We start from the raw sequence: 17,890 nt of genomic DNA on the forward strand, positions 1-17,890 counted from the left end.
AAGCTATGAAGTCCGCCTGCTTTATCTACGACTTTAAAGGGATTTTAAGGCTTTAAATTGTTTATTACTCTTTAGTTTTAAGATAATGAAAATCATTGAAATTATTTCCTTGATTGAATAAAAAAATTTAGTGCTCATATAAAAAAACAAGTACTATCGCTATTACCATAAAAAAAGCCAATCAGCATGTGCCGATTGACTCTTATTGAAAATAGTCCTATTTCGTCGAGCCTTTTTTATCAATACCATAAGGCAGGACAATTGTTTTTTCTTCCACATCTTCTTTGTTCATCATTTTAGTCAATAGCCGCATTGCTACCGCACCGATATCATATAACGGTTGAGTAATCGAAGTTAAGCGCGGGCGCACAATATCTGTTAACAATGAATTGTTGCTAGTGATAATTTCAAAGTCTTCAGGAACTTTTACGCCAGCATCTAGCATCCCATCTAAAATACCAACTGCCAATTCATCATCGGTCACATAGGCCGCTGTTGCACCGCTGTTGCGGATTCTTTCCGCTAAGTTTAAGCCCTCTTTGAAATTGTAATTCGCTTCAAAAATTAGACCTTCGCTGTAATCTAACTTATTTTCTTTTAATGCTTCTTTGTACCCATTCAACCGATTTTTTCCATTAATAGGATCAATCAACGCACCGCTAACAAAAGCGATTTTTTTATGACCATTAGCAGCCAATAAACTTACAGCATCTTTCGTTGCTGAGGTGTAATCGATATTGACACTTCCCACCTGTTCATCAGGATCAATTGAGCCCGCTAATACAACCGGTGTTTTCGAGCGGGAAAATTCGCCACGGATTTCATCGGTAATCCGATGTCCCATGAAAATCACGCCGTCGACTTGTTTCGCCAATAAGTTGTTTAACACGCTGACTTCTTTTTGATCGTTGCTGTCAGAGTTCGCTAAAATGATATTGTATTTATACATTGTCGCTACATCATCAATCCCACGAGCAAGTGATGCAAAAAATGTATTGCTGACATCAGGAATAATCACTCCCACAGTCGTCGTTTTTTTGCTGGCTAAGCCACGAGCTACGGCGTTTGGCCGATAGTCTAAGCGATCGATGACCTCTAAAACTTTTTTCCGTGTTGCTGGTTTAACATTAGGATTGCCATTGACAACCCGCGATACCGTCGCCATTGAAACATTGGCCTCCCGTGCAACATCATAAATTGTAATTGTTTGTTTATCCATAATTTTTTGCTCCTTATATTTTTTCAGAAAATCCTATTTACATTTCTAGACAAGAATAGCAAACTTCCTCCAAAATTGCAACCGTTTTACTTTCACTTTCATGAAAATTATTTTTTCTTTTCTATTTTGCTCGCTTTTTTTACAGACCTTCAAAAAACGTGCTACAATCAGGCTACAATAAGAAGTTTTTTATGGAGGTCTTTTTATGGATACCGAAAAAATGAAAGAGTTACAAAATTGGCTAATTGACAATCAAACTGCCGTAGCCTATATCAGTGATCCGCAACACATCGCCTATTTCGCTGGCTATGAAAGCGAGCCTCACGAACGAGTTTTGGCGCTCTTTGTCAGCGCTGAAGCGGAGCCTTTTTTATTTACCCCGGCATTAGAAGTTGAAGATGCTAAAAGCAGCGGTTTCACTTTTGATGTGATTGGCTATTTAGATAGCCAAGATCCTTGGAAAATTATCGCAAATGAATTGAAGCAGCGCTATGGCAGCATTGAAAGTTTTGCAATTGAAAAAAATCAATTGCCAGTGGAACGCTTTGAATCATTGGCACAAGCTTTTCCAGGAGCAATATTTTCTGCTAATCTGACGCCTTTGATTCAAAAAATGCAGTTGCTAAAAACTCCTAGTGAAATCAATCGCTTGTTGGAGGCAGGTCATTGGGCGGACGTTGCATTTGAGGTTGGCTTCAAAGCTATTCACGAAGGCGTTACTGAACAAGAGCTAGTCGCAGAAATCGAATACCAGTTAAAGCGCAACGGTATTCAACAAATGTCTTTTGACACGCTAGTATTGACTGGCAAAAATGCAGCCAGTCCCCATGGAAATCCGGGTAAATCAGCTGTAGCTGCTGGTGATTTAGTTTTGTTTGATCTTGGTGTCGTTTGGAATGGTTACTGCAGTGATGCCACTCGAACCGTTGCTTTTCACGAGCCTAATGACTTTCAAAAAGAAATTTACAACATTGTCTTAGAAGCACAATTGGCGGCTCAAGCTGCGGTTAGGCCGGGAATTTCTGCTGCTGAGCTGGATGCCGTTGCCCGTAATGTCATCAGCAGTTATGGCTATGGAGAATATTTCAATCATCGCTTAGGTCACGGGATTGGCACAACTGTTCATGAATACCCTAGTATTGTTGCTGGCAACGATTTAATTTTAGAAGAAGGTATGTGTTTTTCGATTGAACCCGGTATTTATATACCTGAAAAAGTCGGGGTACGGATTGAAGACTGTGTCGCAGTCACAAAAGACGGTTGTATTCCTTTTACGACTACCTCAAAAGAAATAACAATTATCCGCTGATATTTTAATTATATTTCTCCGATTCAAACTAACCACCTATATTTATAAGGTGGTTTTTCTTTGTTTTTAGGGTATTGTTTTCCCGAAATTTATTTAAACCTATAAAAACCTTGTCGTTTTAACCAATTTTAAATAACATTTTATTCTTTTATGGAAAATTTTATTGAAATTTCAAAACCTTAGATTGGACTTCTTTTAATATAATAATTTATAATAAAATATATATTAGTATTTAAATAGAATGCAAATGAGGTATTTTTATGAAATTAATGGCTGAATTTTTAAGCTTAAAAGAAAAAATTAGTTCAAAAAAGGCCAAAATTGCGGTTGTCGGCCTTGGATATGTCGGCCTCCCCTACGCTCTTCATTACAGCAAGCACGGCTTTTCTGTATTAGGAATTGATATCGCCAAAGAAAAAATTAGGAAATTACAAAAGGGACAAAGTTATATTGATAATATTTCAAACCAGCAGATTGAGACATTTAACTTACATAATCAATTGTCAACTGACTTTCAAAAAATTGAAAACATGGATGTTGTGTTAATTAATGTGCCCACGCCTATTGATAATTTCAACCAGCCTGATATGTCCTTTGTTCAAGCAGCCTGTCAGCAAGTTGTTGCTCGTGCACAAGTAGGGCAGCTAATTATTTTACAAAGCACTTCATACCCTACCACCACAAAGCAATATCTTGTTGAACCTTTAGAACAAGCAGGTTGGAAAATTGGCAAAGATATTTTTGTGGCATTTTCTCCAGAAAGAGTTGATCCTGGAAATCGAGCATACACTGTTGCTAATACTCCAAAATTAGTTGGCGGTTACACTCCGAAATGCACACAATTGGCAAAAGTATTTTTCGGAAAGATGGCAGTAGCTGTCAGCAGTATGGAAGTGGCTGAACTAGCAAAACTTTATGAGAACACGTTTAGATATGTAAATATTAGTTTTGCGGATGAACTAGCAAAAATATGTGACACTTTGAACCTAGATGTTTTTGAAGTAATTGAAGCGGCTGGTACTAAACCTTTTGGCTTTATGAAGTTCACTCCCTCTGTAAAAGTCGGTGGACATTGTATTGGCGTTGATCCACATTATTTAAAATGGTTTATGGAGGGACAGAAGTATGCGACACCAATTATTGATGCCGCTGTGAATGTAGATGAATCTATGAATAAATTTACTGCTACGCAAGTGATAAAGGTTTTAGCCCAAGAACATATTCCTAGCTTTTCAGCCAAGATAGCTGTATTAGGTGTTACCTATAAGAAAAATATCAGCGACTTAAGAGAGTCAGCGGCACCTGATTTAGTGAAGGAATTACGTGATTACGGAGCGCAAGTTACTCTCCATGACCCCTATGTCAATTCATTGGAAATTGATGGTCAACCGGAAAAAGTTGAAAATATTGATTATCTGGAATTGTATCAAAAGGATTTAGTTCTGATATTAACCGATCATGACCAAGTAGATTATCAAAAACTAATTGATCATAATATGTTAATTTTTGATACAAAAGGTGTGACTCGAACTCAGCATGTACCTGAATTATATGGAACCTAAATTATGAAATCACTAAGCCTTTCAAAAAAAGTTTTGACTGTTGTTTGGATTTGTTTTATTTTTCTCTTGATTTTGTTACTTAGGCGATGGGTACACGATGAGTATCCAGTTTGGTGGATTTTCTTGTCTATAAATTTTTCTTATCTGTGCTTCAAATTATTCTTTTCTCTTTTTGCCAATCGAAAAGCGGTGCATACAAACAGTACCTGGTTAATTGAAGAAAAACCTACAGTTGCCGTAATCATCCCTTATTATAATGAGGATTATGACACTTTAGTGACTGTCTTAGAGTGTATCGCCAGACAGACGTATCAAGTCCATGAAATTATTTTTGTCGACGATGGCTGTGATGATTTGACTGTATATAATCAACTGCAACGATTGGTACCAAAATGGTGGAAGCAGTATCCAGATATTTCGCTGAGAATTTTGCGGCAATCAGAAAACTTAGGAAAAAAAGCCGCTCAAATATTAGCCTTTAAAGAATTACAGAGTCAGTTTGTTTTGCTTTTAGATTCTGATGGTGAAATCTCTACCAATGCTGTTGCTGACATGCTTTTACCCTTTGAAAATTCAAAAACTGGTGCAGTTGTAGGAAAAATTCAACCTCGAAATTTTTCCCATAATTTTTTAACACGAATGCAAGATATTATCTACAGCAATGCTTTTCAGCTTGGCAGACGAGCCCAGAGCTTCTTTGGATCAGTTATTGTATGTTCCGGTGCATTGAGCATGTATCGCTTAGAGGTTGTTTTAAGAAATCTAGACTTATTCAGCCGAGATCGGTTTTTGGGAATTCATTGTATAACTGGCGATGATCGTTTATTAACGCTAATCACCATGAAGGAAGGTCTAAAAACTCTCTACCAAGAATCAGCTATTTGTTGGACTGATGTTCCCACAAGAATTCCCAACTATCTACGACAACAGATTCGTTGGCAAAAGTCAGGATTGTTATTCACCTTGTTTAGCTTCAAAGCCCTTTATAAAAGGGGCTTTGCTCTAGCTTTTCAAATTTTGGAACAATATCTGTGGTTGATTAACTTACTTATTTTTCTCTATCTGTTCTTTTTTGAAAATTTCCGTTTTACCCCACTGATGATTTTTGTGGCAATTGTTTATACTGTACTGGTTTATTATTTGACCTGTATTTATTACTCCCGCAAAAATCTGCTCTGGTATCTCTTTGGCTTTGTTTTAAATTTTTTCTACGGATTTTTACTGATGTTTATTCGTGTTTACGCTTTATGTACAATTGGCATCTCAAAATGGTATACAAGATAACGTTTTATCAAAAAGCAAAACAGAGGTCCCCTCAATTTGTCTGAGGAGACCTCTGTTTATTAACTTCAATTATTTTTTATCCTTGGCTGTCTCTTTCACATCTTTGGCTGTGTCTTTAGCTTCTGCTTTGACTTCATCGACAGTTGCTTTAAGATCTTTAGCCGTATCGTCAGCGGCTGCTTTGGTATCAGCAGTGGTTTCTTTCGCTGCCGTTTTGACATCTTTGGCTGTATCTGTTAATTCATCCTTGGCAATTTCGCCCATGACTGCAGCATCTTCTGCGTTATCCTTCACGTTTTCTTTCACATCAGCGGCTGCTTCACTGACGGTGGCCTTCGCTTCTTCAACTGCTTCTTTAGCTGTATCAGCAACAGTCCCAAAGGTATCCTGCACATCAATAATAATATCTTCTGTTGTGTTGCCAGCTAAGTCGCCGAAATCACTAGTCAGCTCCTCCATATCTGCGGCTGTCTTTTTAAAGCGGTCAGATAAATCACTGGTCCGTTGTTTTAAATTATCTAAGACATCACTGCCATTGTCTTGTGCATTTTGGAAAGAATCACTCGTTTTGCTAATTACAGAATCTGCAAAATCACTGGCTTGTTTTGTTACTGTTGCAGCTTTTTCTTTCGCATACTCAGTATAGTCTCCTGCCTGATCAGCGAAATCTTCAAACTGATCAGCCAAGTCTTCCCGTAATTCTTTACCTGATTTTGGTGCTAATAGTAAGGCTGCAACCGCCGCTGCCGTTCCACCGATAATTGCACCTAATAAAAAGCCTCCACCTTTGTTTGCCATTGTAACTGCCTCCTAAAAATTTTTATTTTTTCTTGCTAATCAGTTGTGTATTCTTGATATTCCTGAACGATATCATCCATCTCAGCTTCCGAATCCTTTTGCAGGTCTTCTGCTGTCTCGCTAGTTCCTTTACCCTTGCGATTTTTATAAAAACGATAGGCAGCACCGCCCATTTTACCAGCCATTCCGGCAGCATTTGAATTGCGGCCGACTAAAGTAAAGCGACGCACCAGATTGCGGCTGGCGCTGTTCAAATCAGACACACTTTCACTTAAATCAGCAATCGCTTGGAATAATGGATCAACCGTTGCGACCTTGCCGTTAACATCTTCTAATAAATCATTTGATTTAACCAACAGGCCTTCCACCTGACGGCTCAATAAATCGACGTCGTTCGTAACAACAGCGATTGTTTTATTTACCTCAGCTACAGTAGTATCAATTTTTTCGACTGCCTGAGCAGCTTTATTCAGTACCTTTATTAAAAAAAGGACCAAGATCAAAAAGGCGACAGCTGCAATCAACGCAGCGATTCCTCCAAGTGTCATTAAAACTTCCTCCCCAATTTACATTATTTTCTTCTGTTAAAGCGCTATTAGATTTATTATAGCAGTTTCCAGCAAAATGCTAAAGTAATATAGAAAAGAGACTCTGAAATTAGTTTTAACAGACAGTTTCCTGAATCTATTGACTAATGTCAGAGTCTCTTTAAAATCGCTATTTTTTTCCTTTGGTTTCTTGCTGCAATTCAGTACCTAACTGAATTAAATATTCCCGCAGGTTGTCTTTGACTTCTGGATGTTGCAGGCCATATTCAATGCTAGTTTTCATAAAGCCGAATTTATCACCGACATCAAAGCGTTTGCCTTTAAATTCTCTGGCAAAAACCCGCTGCGTTTTGTTCAAGGTATCGATGGCATCGGTTAACTGAATTTCACCGCCGGCTCCTGGTTTTTGATTTTCCAAAATATTGAAAATTTCTGGCGTTAATAGGTAGCGACCAATAATAGCTAAGTCGCTAGGTGCTTCTTCTGGTTTTGGTTTTTCAACAAAGTTTTTTACATTGTACAGCCCTTTTTGGACTTCAGTCTCAGGATTGATGATGCCGTATTTAGAGGTGTCTTCGTGGGGCACCCGCATTACAGCAATCGTTGAAGCATGAGTGTTATCATAATCATTGATTAGCTGCTTGGTCAAAGGCACCTTGTCCTCCATGATATCATCGCCGAGCATCACTACAAAAGGTTCATTGCCAACAAAGGCTTTCGCTTGTAACACTGCATGGCCTAAGCCTTTTGGATGCGATTGACGGATAAAGTGCAAATTAACTTCTGTCGTTTCTTCGACTAATTGCAGTAGTTCTGTTTTGCCTTTTTCCTTTAAGTTCATCTCCAATTCAACATTGGAATCAAAGTGATCTTCAATTGGGCGTTTGGCTTTACCGGTGACGATTAAAATATCTTCAATCCCGGATTTCAAGGCTTCTTCGACGATAAATTGAATTGTCGGCTTATCGACGATTGGCAACATTTCTTTGGCCATAGCCTTAGTAGCTGGTAAAAAACGAGTACCTAAACCGGCTGCTGGAATTACTGCTTTTTTGACGTTCATAATTTGTGCTCCTTTATCTTCATTTACTAAATTCATTTTCATCTTTCCCATCCCGCAGCATAATATCCCGTGCTACTTCCTTTACCTCTTTATTTTCGTACAACACTTGATAAATAGCTTCCGTGATTGGCATATCAATCTTTAAATTTTCTGCTAATTCACGAGCGGCTTTAGTGGTAGAGACACCTTCGACAATCATGCCCATATTGTCGAGAATTTCGTCTAGCTTTTGACCTTTACCTAACAAGTTGCCAGCCCGCCAGTTTCTCGAATGGACACTAGTACAGGTGACAATTAAATCACCGACACCGCTTAAGCCGATAAAGGTTAAGGGATTGGCCCCCATCGCCACACCTAACCGGCTAATTTCCGCTAAGCCGCGGGTCATGATGGCCGCCTTGGCATTGTCGCCAAAGCCTAAGCCGTGAATTGCGCCAGCGCCGATGGCAATAATATTTTTTAAAGCCGCTCCCGTTTCGACACCAATCACATCGTTGTTGGTGTAAATTCGAAAATAGCTGTTCATAAATATTTTCTGAACATATTTGGCACACTCGTCTGATAAACTGGCAGCAGTAATGGTGGTAATATCCCCGACTGCCACTTCTTCAGCATGACTTGGTCCCGATAAAACGACAATCTCTTGGCGTTTTTCAGCTGGAATTTCCTCAAATAAAATTTCCGAAATCCGTTTGTGACTGCCTTGCTCTAAACCTTTGCTGGCATGAATGATGACCGGTTGATTTTTAACATGGGCCGTAAATTCTTGCACAACTGAGCGGATGGCCTTCGTGGGAACCACGAACAAAACCGCATCTGCCCCTTCAATGGCCTCCGCCAATACTTTATATCCTTTAATCGTCTCAGGAATTTTAGTATCCGGTAAATAATGGCGGTTGGTGTGATAAGTATTAATTTCATCAATCTGGGCCGGATTGTGGCCCCATAAGGAAACCTCATGACCATTTTGCGCCAACACTTGAGCTAATGCTGTGCCCCAAGAACCAGGTCCTAAGACTGCAATTTTTTGTTTCAACGAAAATCCTCCAATTCAACAACTAATAAAATAATTTTAGCATAAGCCAGGATGCTAACCAAAAAAAATTAGAAATTTATAGGAAACTTTGGTTCTCTCCTTTGCTGCGGTCATAATCCTTTAAATTGCCTTTTTTGTGCCGCCAAATGATAATTGCAATCGCTCCGACAAATAAGATAACCGACAGCACTTGGGACACCCGAATATTTGCAAACAGATACAAGCTATCCGTCCGCATTCCTTCAACAAAGAAGCGACCAAAACTATACCAAGCAATGTAAGTTAAAAAGACTTCTCCCTGCTTAAAGAAGCCGTGGCGTTTTCTTAGGACCAATAATAAAATCACGCCGATTAAACTCCAAGTTGACTCGTATAAAAAAGTCGGCTGACGGTAAATGCCGTCAATATACATATTATCAATAATAAAATTCGGCAGGTGCAGGCTTTCAAGAAAGCTGCGGGTGGTGTCGCCACCGTAAGCTTCGTGATTCATAAAATTGCCCCAGCGGCCAAACGCTTGGGCCAACAACACACTTGGTGCGGCAATGTCTAAAAAAGTCCACGTATTGATAAACCGATAGCGGGTAAAAAAGAATACCACAATCCCACCGGCAATCAGCCCACCATAAATGGCAAGACCGCCTGAACGGATATTAAATATTTGAATCGGATCTGCTAAATACTTTGGCAAATCAAATAAAATATAATAAAGCCGCGCCCCGACAATAGCAATCGGTAAGGCCCAGAGCATAAAATCGCCAACATCATCCTTTTGCATGCCCACCCGCAGTGCTTCACGGCTACTCATCCACATTGCGACGATAATACCAGCGACAATAATTAAAGCGTACCAGTAGATTTCGATTCCAAATAAATTAAAGGCAACTCGATTGATGGTTGCGACCATGACTTACTCCAACTTTCTCTTATTCTCCAGAATTTTCTTGAATTAATTGTGTGAGACGATCCTCAAAGGTTTTCGTTGCATCGTAGCCCATTGTTTTGGCTCTGAAATTCATCGCCGCCACTTCAATGATAATCGCCACATTGCGTCCCGTTTTTACGGGGATTTTAATTTGCGGGATGCTGACCTTGGCAATTTCTTTGGTCGAATCTTCACTGCCAAGGCGATCGTATTTTTTATCTTTAGACCAAGATTCTAAATAGACCGTCAACTGTACCTGCATTGAGCCCCGCACCGCACTGGCACCAAATAAATTCATGACATCGATGATACCGATACCGCGAATTTCAATTAGGTGTTGTAAAATTTTCGGTGGCTCACCGACAACCGTCAATTCATCTTGCCGGTAGACATCCACCCGATCGTCAGCGATTAAACGATGGCCTCGTTTAATTAATTCTAAGGCTGTTTCACTTTTTCCGATACCGCTGTCCCCTTGAATTAGCACACCTAAACCATAGACCTCAACCAACACTCCGTGGACGCTAGTTCTTTCAGCCAACAGACTATCTAAATAACTAGAAGCTTCGCCAACTAATCTTGAAGTCGATAGCGGTGAGCGTAGCACAGCAATATCATGTTCTACAGCTGCTTGAATCAATTCATCAGAGGCTTCTAAGCCCCGAGAAATTAAAAAACAAGGCATGTCTTCAGTACACATGCGCCGCATCACCATCAAACGTTCCTCCGGCATCATGCGCTGGGCAAAGGCAACTTCTTTGTTGCCGAATAATTGAATGCGATCATGGGAATAATAATTAAAGTAGCCGGTCAGCTCTAAACCCGGTCTGGAAATATCCCCGATGGTAATGATTCTTTCCAAACTATTTTCTGAGCCGGTGACAATTTCTAAATTTAGCTTTTCCACCAGCTGTCCGACTTTTACAATTTCAGCCATTAAACTTCCTCATTTCCTTAGAGATTCCTTATTATTCTATCATTCCTTGCTGTGAGTTACTAGGAAAAAGCGAGGCTGACACTAGTCTTTTTACTGGATGAAATTCTGCTTTGTGTTGTAGTTGCTTTATGTCCAGTAAGTCCTTAGCAGAAGGAAAAAAATTTAGATAAGAGTTGCTACAAAATGTTTTTGAAATTTTGTTCTAGTTGCACTAACCTCTCAGTCTCATTCGAAAAATAAAAAACAGATAGCCGCATCCCTTAGCAGTCAGCTGAAGTAATTTCATGCCGACCAAGATTTTTGACTATCTGTTTTTATTAAGTATATTTGGTTAAATTGTGTTCACTGACAATCGCATTGACCAAGCTCATCACAATGGCGACTAAGACTGCCCCCCAGAATGAGGAAAGTCGAAAGCCGGCACCAACTAACGTTGAGGTTAGTTGAAGCATAAAGGCATTGATGACAAAGCTGAATAGCCCAAATGTAATCAGTGTCAGTGGTAGTGAAAACAAAGTTAAAATTGGTTTCACTAACATATTTAAAAGTGATAAAACAAAGCTGGCAAGGATGGCCGCCCAGATGCTGCTCACATGAATCGTGTTAGGCATTAAGACCGTTAAGGCCACAAAGGTCAGCGTGTTCACGACTAAGCGTTGGAAATAACTCATTAGAAGTCACTCCAATCATCATCGTCAACCTTCTCTGCTTCTTTGCGTTCTTTCTTTTGGCTTCCGTAACTGTTGCTGCGGTAATATGGATTTTCATGTCCGTAATCATCCCGGCGAGAATTCGAGCGACCTGAAGGGATAATTAAAGCCATGATGATGTATAAAAGGATTGGGCTAAACGCCGCACCGAAGGTAATCAGTACGAAGATAATTCGTACAATTGTCGCATCAATCCCGAAGTATTCGGCAATGCCTCCTAAGGTTCCTGTTAAAATGACGTTTGTCCGTGATTTTGTCAATTTTCTTTTCAATGATCTCACCTCTATCCCTCTTATTTTACAATGTTTTTATTTTATTTCCAAGCGGGATGCTGAGATTACTCAGCATCCTTTAAGAAGATATTACCAGTTGTAGTAGACAAGTTGATTTTGGCAACTTGGTCAGCAACTCTTCTAAATTGCAACAATTGATTTAATTTTTCTTTCTTTTCCCGTACTACATCGTAATCGCTTAAGCGTGTGTTGATGCTGCCAAGACTAGTTTTTGCTAATCCTTCAAAACCAACTGCTTCTGGTAAAGCGATTTTAACATTACCGTTGACTGCACTGGCATCAATTTTATTCAAATTGTCATGTTTAGCAGTCACCTTCACGTCACCATTGACTAATGAAACCCCAATGTTAGCCGCTGCACCATTGATAGATGCGGTGCCATTAACTGTTTCGACAATCAAATCCAAAATTTCGCCGGCACCAATTGTGATATTGCCGTTGACGCCTTCAATTTCCAGCATCGTCGCTTTTAATTCATCAGTTGTGATGTTGCCGTTGGTTGATTTTAAATAAATATCTCTGACATCCAAGTCGCTGACTAAGACATTACCGTTTAATAAACGGAGTTGAACATGGTCATAAGTCCGGCTTGGCAAGTAAAAGGTTAAGTCCGCCCGTACCCGTTTGTTCGGGATTTGGAAGGAAATATGATCGTCATCGACTTCAATTTGGCTGCGTTCCATCAACGCTTGTAGAGGCGTTTCGGCATCCATTTTGCCATATAAGCGGAATTTACCCTCCACTTTGACATAATTTTCAGCCCAAGTTTTGATTTCGATATTGCCATTGGCTACTTTCACATCAATTAAAGTAGCATCATTGGCTTCATATTCAAAGGTGTGCTCAAACTTCGTTGTTGCAACCCCTGGCACTTTAACGTTTAAATCTTTCCATTCAAAGTTGTCGTTGACTGATTCGGAAACAGCCTTGAAGGTCTTTTTGAATAGACGACCGATTTGACTGCCGGCTTCAGACATATTTTTGCCAACTTGAGTGAAGGTTTCCGTTGCTTGTTCTTTGAAATCATCAGGAATTTCATTTTTCAAGCTTTGGATTTTTTCATTCACCTTGCCGCTGAAGCTATCCTTGTTGGTGCTCCATTGGTCTTTGCGAATATTTTTCAAGGATTCGTTTAATTGATTTTTTTGGATTTCCAAAGTTTCCAATTGAACTTCTAAACCTTTGATAGTCGCTTCTAAGCTTTCTCTCGTTGCTAAATCAATTTCGGTTAAAGCATCCAAATCTTCTTTGGTGTTTAATTCCATCAAAGCTTCTTGGGTATCCTTTAACTCGATTTTCAAGCCAGCAATTTCAACGTTAACTTCATCCAGCTCTGCCGAAGTTTGGTTGGCTTCATCGGCTAGCTCTGCTAAAATCTTTTCTAAATTTTCCCGATCTTCTTGAGCTTTTTCAGCTTGGGCTGCTTCGGCGTCGATTTCTTCCAGTTCTTCTTCTAAAGACTGACCGAAGTCTTCCTCCACTTTAAACTCTGCTGCTTTTTCTTGTGGGCTAATGGCATCGGCTGCTTTTTCGATTTGTTTTTCATCTTTGGCAGTCGCCATACTTTCTAATAAATCTAAACCTTCTTCAGTTGAAAGGATGCCTTTTTTAACTAGTTCTAAAATACGTTCTCTTTCTTTCATGGAAAATTCCTCCTTTTTATTTGCTGAACTGGATTTTCCTTATGAACCTATTATGCCCTCTTAAAAGAAGTTTGTCATAGGACTTAAGCCCGAACTTTGCTTCCGTCGGAGAACTTAGTCGCAATTTTTCTTAAATTTTAGCTCCCTCTTTGAAAAATAAGTGCTTTTTATGCCTGCTCTCAACAAAAATAGCAAAAAAATCAGCGGCTAGCAATTACTTTAAGAGAACTTTTATAAGTTCGCCTAAATAATGGCTGGCCACTGATCAATCGCTTAATTTAGTTGCTTTCGTCGTGGTTACTATTTAATTCAGTAATTTTCCCAGTAGCTAAGTAGACAATCCACTCGCAAATATTGGTGACATAATCGGCAATCCGTTCCAAATATTGAGCAACCCGGATGTAGTTCGTTCCGCTGACTACAGTGTCTGGATTTTGTTTCATATTTTTAATCGCCTTACCATAGACTAAATCGAAAAATTCATTGACCCGGTCATCCATTTTGGCAATGGTGCGGGCGTCTTTTTGATCGGTTTTAATGTAGGCAATCAATACATTGTCCACCATTTTTTTAACAAAGTCGGACATATCACTGAGATCCGCTTCAATTTCTGAAATCCGGGTTTCCCCTTTAACTGAGATAGCTGATTTAGCAATGGAGACAGCGTGATCTCCCATACGTTCTAAATCACTAGAGGCCTTCATAATTGTAATAATTGTCCGCAAGTCGGTGGTAACCGGCTGTTGTAGGGCAATCATCTCAAAGCTTTTTTTCTCAAGGCGGACTTCCATATCATTGATTTGGACGTCTTGATCGATAACTTCATGGGCCAAAGCTTTATCATGTTTAGTAAAGGCCCGCACCGATTTATGGACAGCATTGCTGACCATCATCCCCATTTCATAAAACTGATTGTGTAAACTTAGCAACTCCTCGTCAAACTGCGAGCGTAACATCATTCGTCGTTTCCTCCTAGTTTTGTTCTGTATTCACTATCTGAAAGTAAAATCTATTATTCAACAAGAGTATGAGCAACAATTATTTTCGCTTTTTTCTACTTTAAGAAAAATAATTGTGCCACTGTCCCTATCCTTTAATCTTTAACCGAATTTTCCAGAAATATAATCCTCAGTTTCTTTTTTGGCGGGATCTAAAAAGATTTTCTTAGTGTTGTCAAACTCAATTAAATTCCCATCTAAGAAAAAGGCTGTTTTATCAGAAATCCGTGAAGCTTGGGACATATTATGGGTCACTATAATCATAGTATACTTTTCTTTTAAAGTTAAGAGCATATTCTCAATTTTACCTGTAGAAACTGGATCTAGTGCACTCGTCGGTTCATCCAGTAAAATAATATCCGGATTAACGGCTAACACCCGCGCGATACAGACCCGCTGTTGTTGCCCACCGGAAAGTGATAGAGCACTTTTATGCAATTTATCCTTCACATCATCCCAGACAGAGGCCGCCTTCAAACTCTCTTCAACCACTTGGTCGAGTTTTTGTTTGTCTTTTTCACCCTTTAGCTTAAGTCCGTAAATAACATTTTCATAGACTGAAAAAGGAAACGGGTTTGGCTGTTGGAAAACCATGCCGATTTCTTTGCGTAATTCAACGGTATCAGTGGTCGGTCCGTAAATATCTTTGTCTTTGTAAACGACGCTACCTGTAATCGTCACTCCCGGAATTAAATCGTTCATCCGATTTAACGAGCGCAAGTAAGTCGATTTGCCGCAACCGGAGGGGCCAATCATCGCTGTAATTTCTCCTTCATTAATACTCAAGTCAATTCCCTTCAAAGCCTCTTTCTTTCCATAGTAAAGGTGCAGGTCTTTTGAAGAAATAATTTCCTTTGCCATAACATTCTCCTTCTAATTGGCAGAACCAATTGAAACTTTTAGCTGTTTACCCAAAGTGACCAGACACATAATCTTCTGTTGCTTGAATTTTCGGGCGGGTGAAAATTTTACGGGTTTCATCGTATTCAATCACCTTGCCGAGATAAAAGAAAGCTGTGTAGTCACTAATCCGCGCAGCTTGCTGCATATTGTGGGTGACGATGATTATCGAAAAATCATTTCGCAGATTAACTAAAGTTTCTTCTACTGTACTGGTTGAAATTGGATCTAAGGCGCTAGCCGGTTCGTCCAATAATAAAATATCTGGCTTCATAGCAATTGCCCGAGCGATACATAGACGCTGTTGCTGACCGCCGGATAAAGCCAAGGCACTTTTATCTAAAGAGTCCTTTACTTGGTCCCATAATGCAGCTTGCTTTAAACTAGTTTCGACAATCTCGTCTAGTTTCTTTTTATCCTTTTCCCCGTGCTGTTTTAAAGCAAAGGTAATATTATCATAAATTGATTTTGAAAATGGATTTGGCCGCTGAAACACCATGCCAATCCGCTTACGCATTTCGTAGACATCGACTTTTGGTCCGTTGATGTCCACTTCTTTATACATAATTTCACCGGTCACTCGAGTATTGGCAATGCCGTCGTTCATCCGATTTAAAGAACGGAGGTACGTTGACTTGCCGCAGCCGGAGGGACCAATTAAAGCAGTGATATTATTTTCCTTGAATTGTAAATCTATGCCCTTGATGGCTTCGTTATCCCCGTACCAAACATGTAAATCATTGGTATAAAGTGCTAAGGGATCTTTGAAATCAAAGGTTACCATATGGGTTTCATCAAAATTATAGTCATTCATTAACATGTATTTTTCTCCCTCGTTCTTTACAAAAATGCTTGGCTTAAGCTGAAGTCAATTTTTTGTAAAGTCGTTTGCCAATCGCCCGTGAACTAAAGTTGAAAATCAACACAGCGATAATTAAAACGGCTGAAGCGCCGGCTGAAACTGCCGCACCATCCGGCATGGTTCCTTCTGAATTAATTTTCCAAATGTGAACTGCCAAAGTTTCTGCTTGTCGGAAAATACTGATTGGACTTGAAACACTCAACGGATTCCAATTGCCCCAGTCTAAGGCCGGTGCACTTTGGCCTGCTGTATAGATTAGCGCAGCTGCCTCACCGAAGATTCTTCCCGAGCTTAAGATTACCCCAGTTAAAATTCCCGGTAAAGCCTCAGGAATGACAACTTTTCTGACAGTTTCCCAACGGGAAAGTCCGAGCGCTAAGCCAGCTTCACGTTGCGTATAATGGACGGCTCTTAAGGATTCTTCGACATTTCTAGTCAACAGGGGCAAGTTGAACAAGGTCAACGCTAACGCCCCAGAAATGATTGAGAAGCCATAATTAAACTGAATAACAAATAATAGAAAGCCGAACAAACCGACTACTACTGAAGGCAGTGAACTCAAGATTTCAATCGAGGTGCGGATGATATCTGTTAAGAGATTTTTCTTAGCATATTCTGAAAGATAAATCCCAGCTCCCATCGAAATCGGAAAACTGATAATCATGGTAACAAATAAGAGGTAAATCGAATTAAATAATTGAATCCCAATTCCGCCACCGGCTTGATAAGATTTTGACGGTGAGGTTAAAAAAGACCAAGAAATATTTGGAATACCTCGTACTAAAATGTAAAGCAACAGAGCAGCCAAAATTAAAACAATAATTCCGGAGATGATATATAGGCCGGCAGTAGCGACCTTATCCCAACGTTTTGCGTTCATTATTTTAAGGCTCCCTTCTTACCGATTAGGCGAATCACAATATTAAAGACTAGAGACATTAATAAAAGAATCAATGCTAATGACCACAGTACATTATTTTCCAGTGTGCCCATGACCGTGTTTCCGATTCCCATTGTTAAAATAGAAGTTAAGGTAGCTGCTGGTGTCGTTAAGCTGGTCGGCATTAAAGCAGCATTCCCAATAACCATTTGAATAGCCAAGGCTTCACCGAACGCCCGGGCCATCCCAAAAACTACCGCTGTTAAAATTCCCGGCACTGCAGCCCGCAACACAACTTTATAAATTGTTTGCCAGCGAGTCGCCCCTAGAGCTAAAGAAGCTTCTCGATAATAACGGGGTACAGCTTTTAAAGCATCAACGGTCATCGTGGTGACTGTTGGTAAAATCATAATGAATAGGACAAAGGTACCGGCTAAAATCCCAAAGCCTGTGCCGCCGAACACTGAACGGACGGCCGGAACAATTACTGAAAGGCCGATAAACCCATAAACAACAGAAGGAATCCCAACTAATAGCTCAATAACCGGCTGTAAGATTTTCGTTCCGTTTTTTGGTGAAATCTCCACCATAAAAACTGCCGCACCAATTGCAAATGGCGTTGCTACCAAAGCAGATAAAACCGTTACGAAAAACGAACCGGCAATCATCGGTAGCGCTCCGACTTCTGGATTTCCACTAGCGTCAACGGTTCCCGGATTCCAAGTAGTACCAAAAAGAAAATCAAAAATATTCACGCCGTCGGTAAAAAAGGTAGCAAGCCCTTTACTCGCGACAAAATAAAAAATGGCTAAGACCACAATCACTATTAATGCGATACAGATAAAACTAATCGCCTTGCCCCGTTGTTCATTACGGGCGCTTTTGGATTTGGTTAATAAAGCTTTTTTTACATCTTCCAAGAG

At 39.8% G+C, this 17,890-nt stretch carries 16 protein-coding genes and 2 pseudogenes; 3 read left to right on the forward strand and 15 right to left on the reverse strand.

All coding sequences use genetic code 11. The features are described from left to right. Positions 1-217: 217 nt before the first annotated feature. Positions 218-1,219: a catabolite control protein A gene (gene ccpA / locus ORH16_RS00295; protein ID WP_265455199.1), complete on the reverse strand. Its 1,002-nt coding sequence runs from the start codon at positions 1,217-1,219 to the stop codon at positions 218-220. A gap of 205 nt (positions 1,220-1,424) precedes the next feature. Here ccpA and ORH16_RS00300 point away from each other — a divergent pair, with 205 nt between their 5' ends. From ORH16_RS00300 to ORH16_RS00310, 3 genes are all read left to right on the forward strand, one after another. Continuing rightward, positions 1,425-2,528: an aminopeptidase P family protein gene (locus ORH16_RS00300; protein ID WP_265455200.1), complete on the forward strand. Its 1,104-nt coding sequence runs from the start codon at positions 1,425-1,427 to the stop codon at positions 2,526-2,528. Positions 2,529-2,788: 260 nt separating this feature from the next. Continuing rightward, positions 2,789-4,090 (forward strand): nucleotide sugar dehydrogenase, encoded by a 1,302-nt coding sequence (locus ORH16_RS00305; protein WP_265455202.1) that lies wholly within the window; start codon positions 2,789-2,791, stop codon positions 4,088-4,090. 123 nt (positions 4,091-4,213) lie between these two features. Beyond that, entirely contained in the window at positions 4,214-5,374 is a 1,161-nt protein-coding gene (locus ORH16_RS00310; RefSeq protein ID WP_265455204.1) for a glycosyltransferase, read from the forward strand. 228 nt (positions 5,375-5,602) lie between these two features. On the opposite strand, the pseudogene ORH16_RS00315 reads toward ORH16_RS00310, so the two are convergent. The 14 genes and pseudogenes from ORH16_RS00315 to pstC form a co-directional block, all read right to left on the reverse strand. Beyond that, positions 5,603-6,172: pseudogene (locus ORH16_RS00315) on the reverse strand (YtxH domain-containing protein); the annotation flags it as partial. 119 nt (positions 6,173-6,291) lie between these two features. Next, positions 6,292-6,720: pseudogene (locus ORH16_RS00320) on the reverse strand (DUF948 domain-containing protein); the annotation flags it as partial. A 169-nt stretch (positions 6,721-6,889) separates the two neighbouring features. Then, complete coding sequence (gene galU, locus ORH16_RS00325; RefSeq protein ID WP_322597271.1) at positions 6,890-7,783, reverse strand: UTP--glucose-1-phosphate uridylyltransferase GalU; 894 nt, start codon at positions 7,781-7,783, stop codon at positions 6,890-6,892. 19 nt (positions 7,784-7,802) lie between these two features. After that, the gene (locus ORH16_RS00330; RefSeq protein WP_265455208.1) at positions 7,803-8,819 is read right to left on the reverse strand and encodes an NAD(P)H-dependent glycerol-3-phosphate dehydrogenase; all 1,017 of its coding nucleotides are present in this window, start codon (positions 8,817-8,819) and stop codon (positions 7,803-7,805) included. A 76-nt stretch (positions 8,820-8,895) separates the two neighbouring features. Next, on the reverse strand, positions 8,896-9,726 hold the full coding sequence (gene lgt / locus ORH16_RS00335; protein ID WP_265455210.1) for a prolipoprotein diacylglyceryl transferase: 831 nt from the start codon (positions 9,724-9,726) through the stop codon (positions 8,896-8,898). A gap of 19 nt (positions 9,727-9,745) precedes the next feature. Continuing rightward, complete coding sequence (gene hprK / locus ORH16_RS00340; protein ID WP_265455211.1) at positions 9,746-10,681, reverse strand: HPr(Ser) kinase/phosphatase; 936 nt, start codon at positions 10,679-10,681, stop codon at positions 9,746-9,748. 317 nt (positions 10,682-10,998) lie between these two features. Continuing rightward, complete coding sequence (locus tag ORH16_RS00345; RefSeq protein ID WP_265455212.1) at positions 10,999-11,352, reverse strand: phage holin family protein; 354 nt, start codon at positions 11,350-11,352, stop codon at positions 10,999-11,001. Continuing rightward, positions 11,352-11,663, reverse strand: coding sequence for a PspC domain-containing protein (locus ORH16_RS00350; RefSeq protein WP_265456635.1), 312 nt, complete (start codon positions 11,661-11,663; stop codon positions 11,352-11,354). The genes ORH16_RS00345 and ORH16_RS00350 overlap by 1 nt, the downstream gene beginning before the upstream one ends. 65 nt (positions 11,664-11,728) lie before the next feature. Then, positions 11,729-13,327 carry a daptomycin-sensing surface protein LiaX gene (liaX, locus tag ORH16_RS00355; RefSeq protein WP_265455214.1) on the reverse strand — a complete coding sequence of 533 codons (1,599 nt, stop codon included), beginning with the start codon at positions 13,325-13,327 and terminating at the stop codon, positions 11,729-11,731. A 278-nt stretch (positions 13,328-13,605) separates the two neighbouring features. Then, the gene (gene phoU, locus ORH16_RS00360; RefSeq protein WP_265456636.1) at positions 13,606-14,283 is read right to left on the reverse strand and encodes a phosphate signaling complex protein PhoU; all 678 of its coding nucleotides are present in this window, start codon (positions 14,281-14,283) and stop codon (positions 13,606-13,608) included. Positions 14,284-14,427: 144 nt separating this feature from the next. Beyond that, a complete protein-coding gene (pstB, locus tag ORH16_RS00365; RefSeq protein ID WP_265455216.1) occupies positions 14,428-15,186 on the reverse strand; it encodes a phosphate ABC transporter ATP-binding protein PstB in 759 nt (252 codons plus the stop codon). 46 nt (positions 15,187-15,232) lie between these two features. Further along, the gene (pstB, locus tag ORH16_RS00370; RefSeq protein ID WP_265456638.1) at positions 15,233-16,039 is read right to left on the reverse strand and encodes a phosphate ABC transporter ATP-binding protein PstB; all 807 of its coding nucleotides are present in this window, start codon (positions 16,037-16,039) and stop codon (positions 15,233-15,235) included. 43 nt (positions 16,040-16,082) lie between these two features. Then, a complete protein-coding gene (gene pstA / locus ORH16_RS00375; RefSeq protein ID WP_265455217.1) occupies positions 16,083-16,967 on the reverse strand; it encodes a phosphate ABC transporter permease PstA in 885 nt (294 codons plus the stop codon). Further along, positions 16,967-17,887 carry a phosphate ABC transporter permease subunit PstC gene (pstC, locus tag ORH16_RS00380; protein ID WP_265455219.1) on the reverse strand — a complete coding sequence of 307 codons (921 nt, stop codon included), beginning with the start codon at positions 17,885-17,887 and terminating at the stop codon, positions 16,967-16,969. The genes pstA and pstC overlap by 1 nt, the downstream gene beginning before the upstream one ends. Positions 17,888-17,890 lie beyond the last annotated feature (3 nt).

The organism is Enterococcus sp. HY326 (assembly GCF_026157065.1).
GTDB lineage: Bacteria > Bacillota > Bacilli > Lactobacillales > Enterococcaceae > HY326.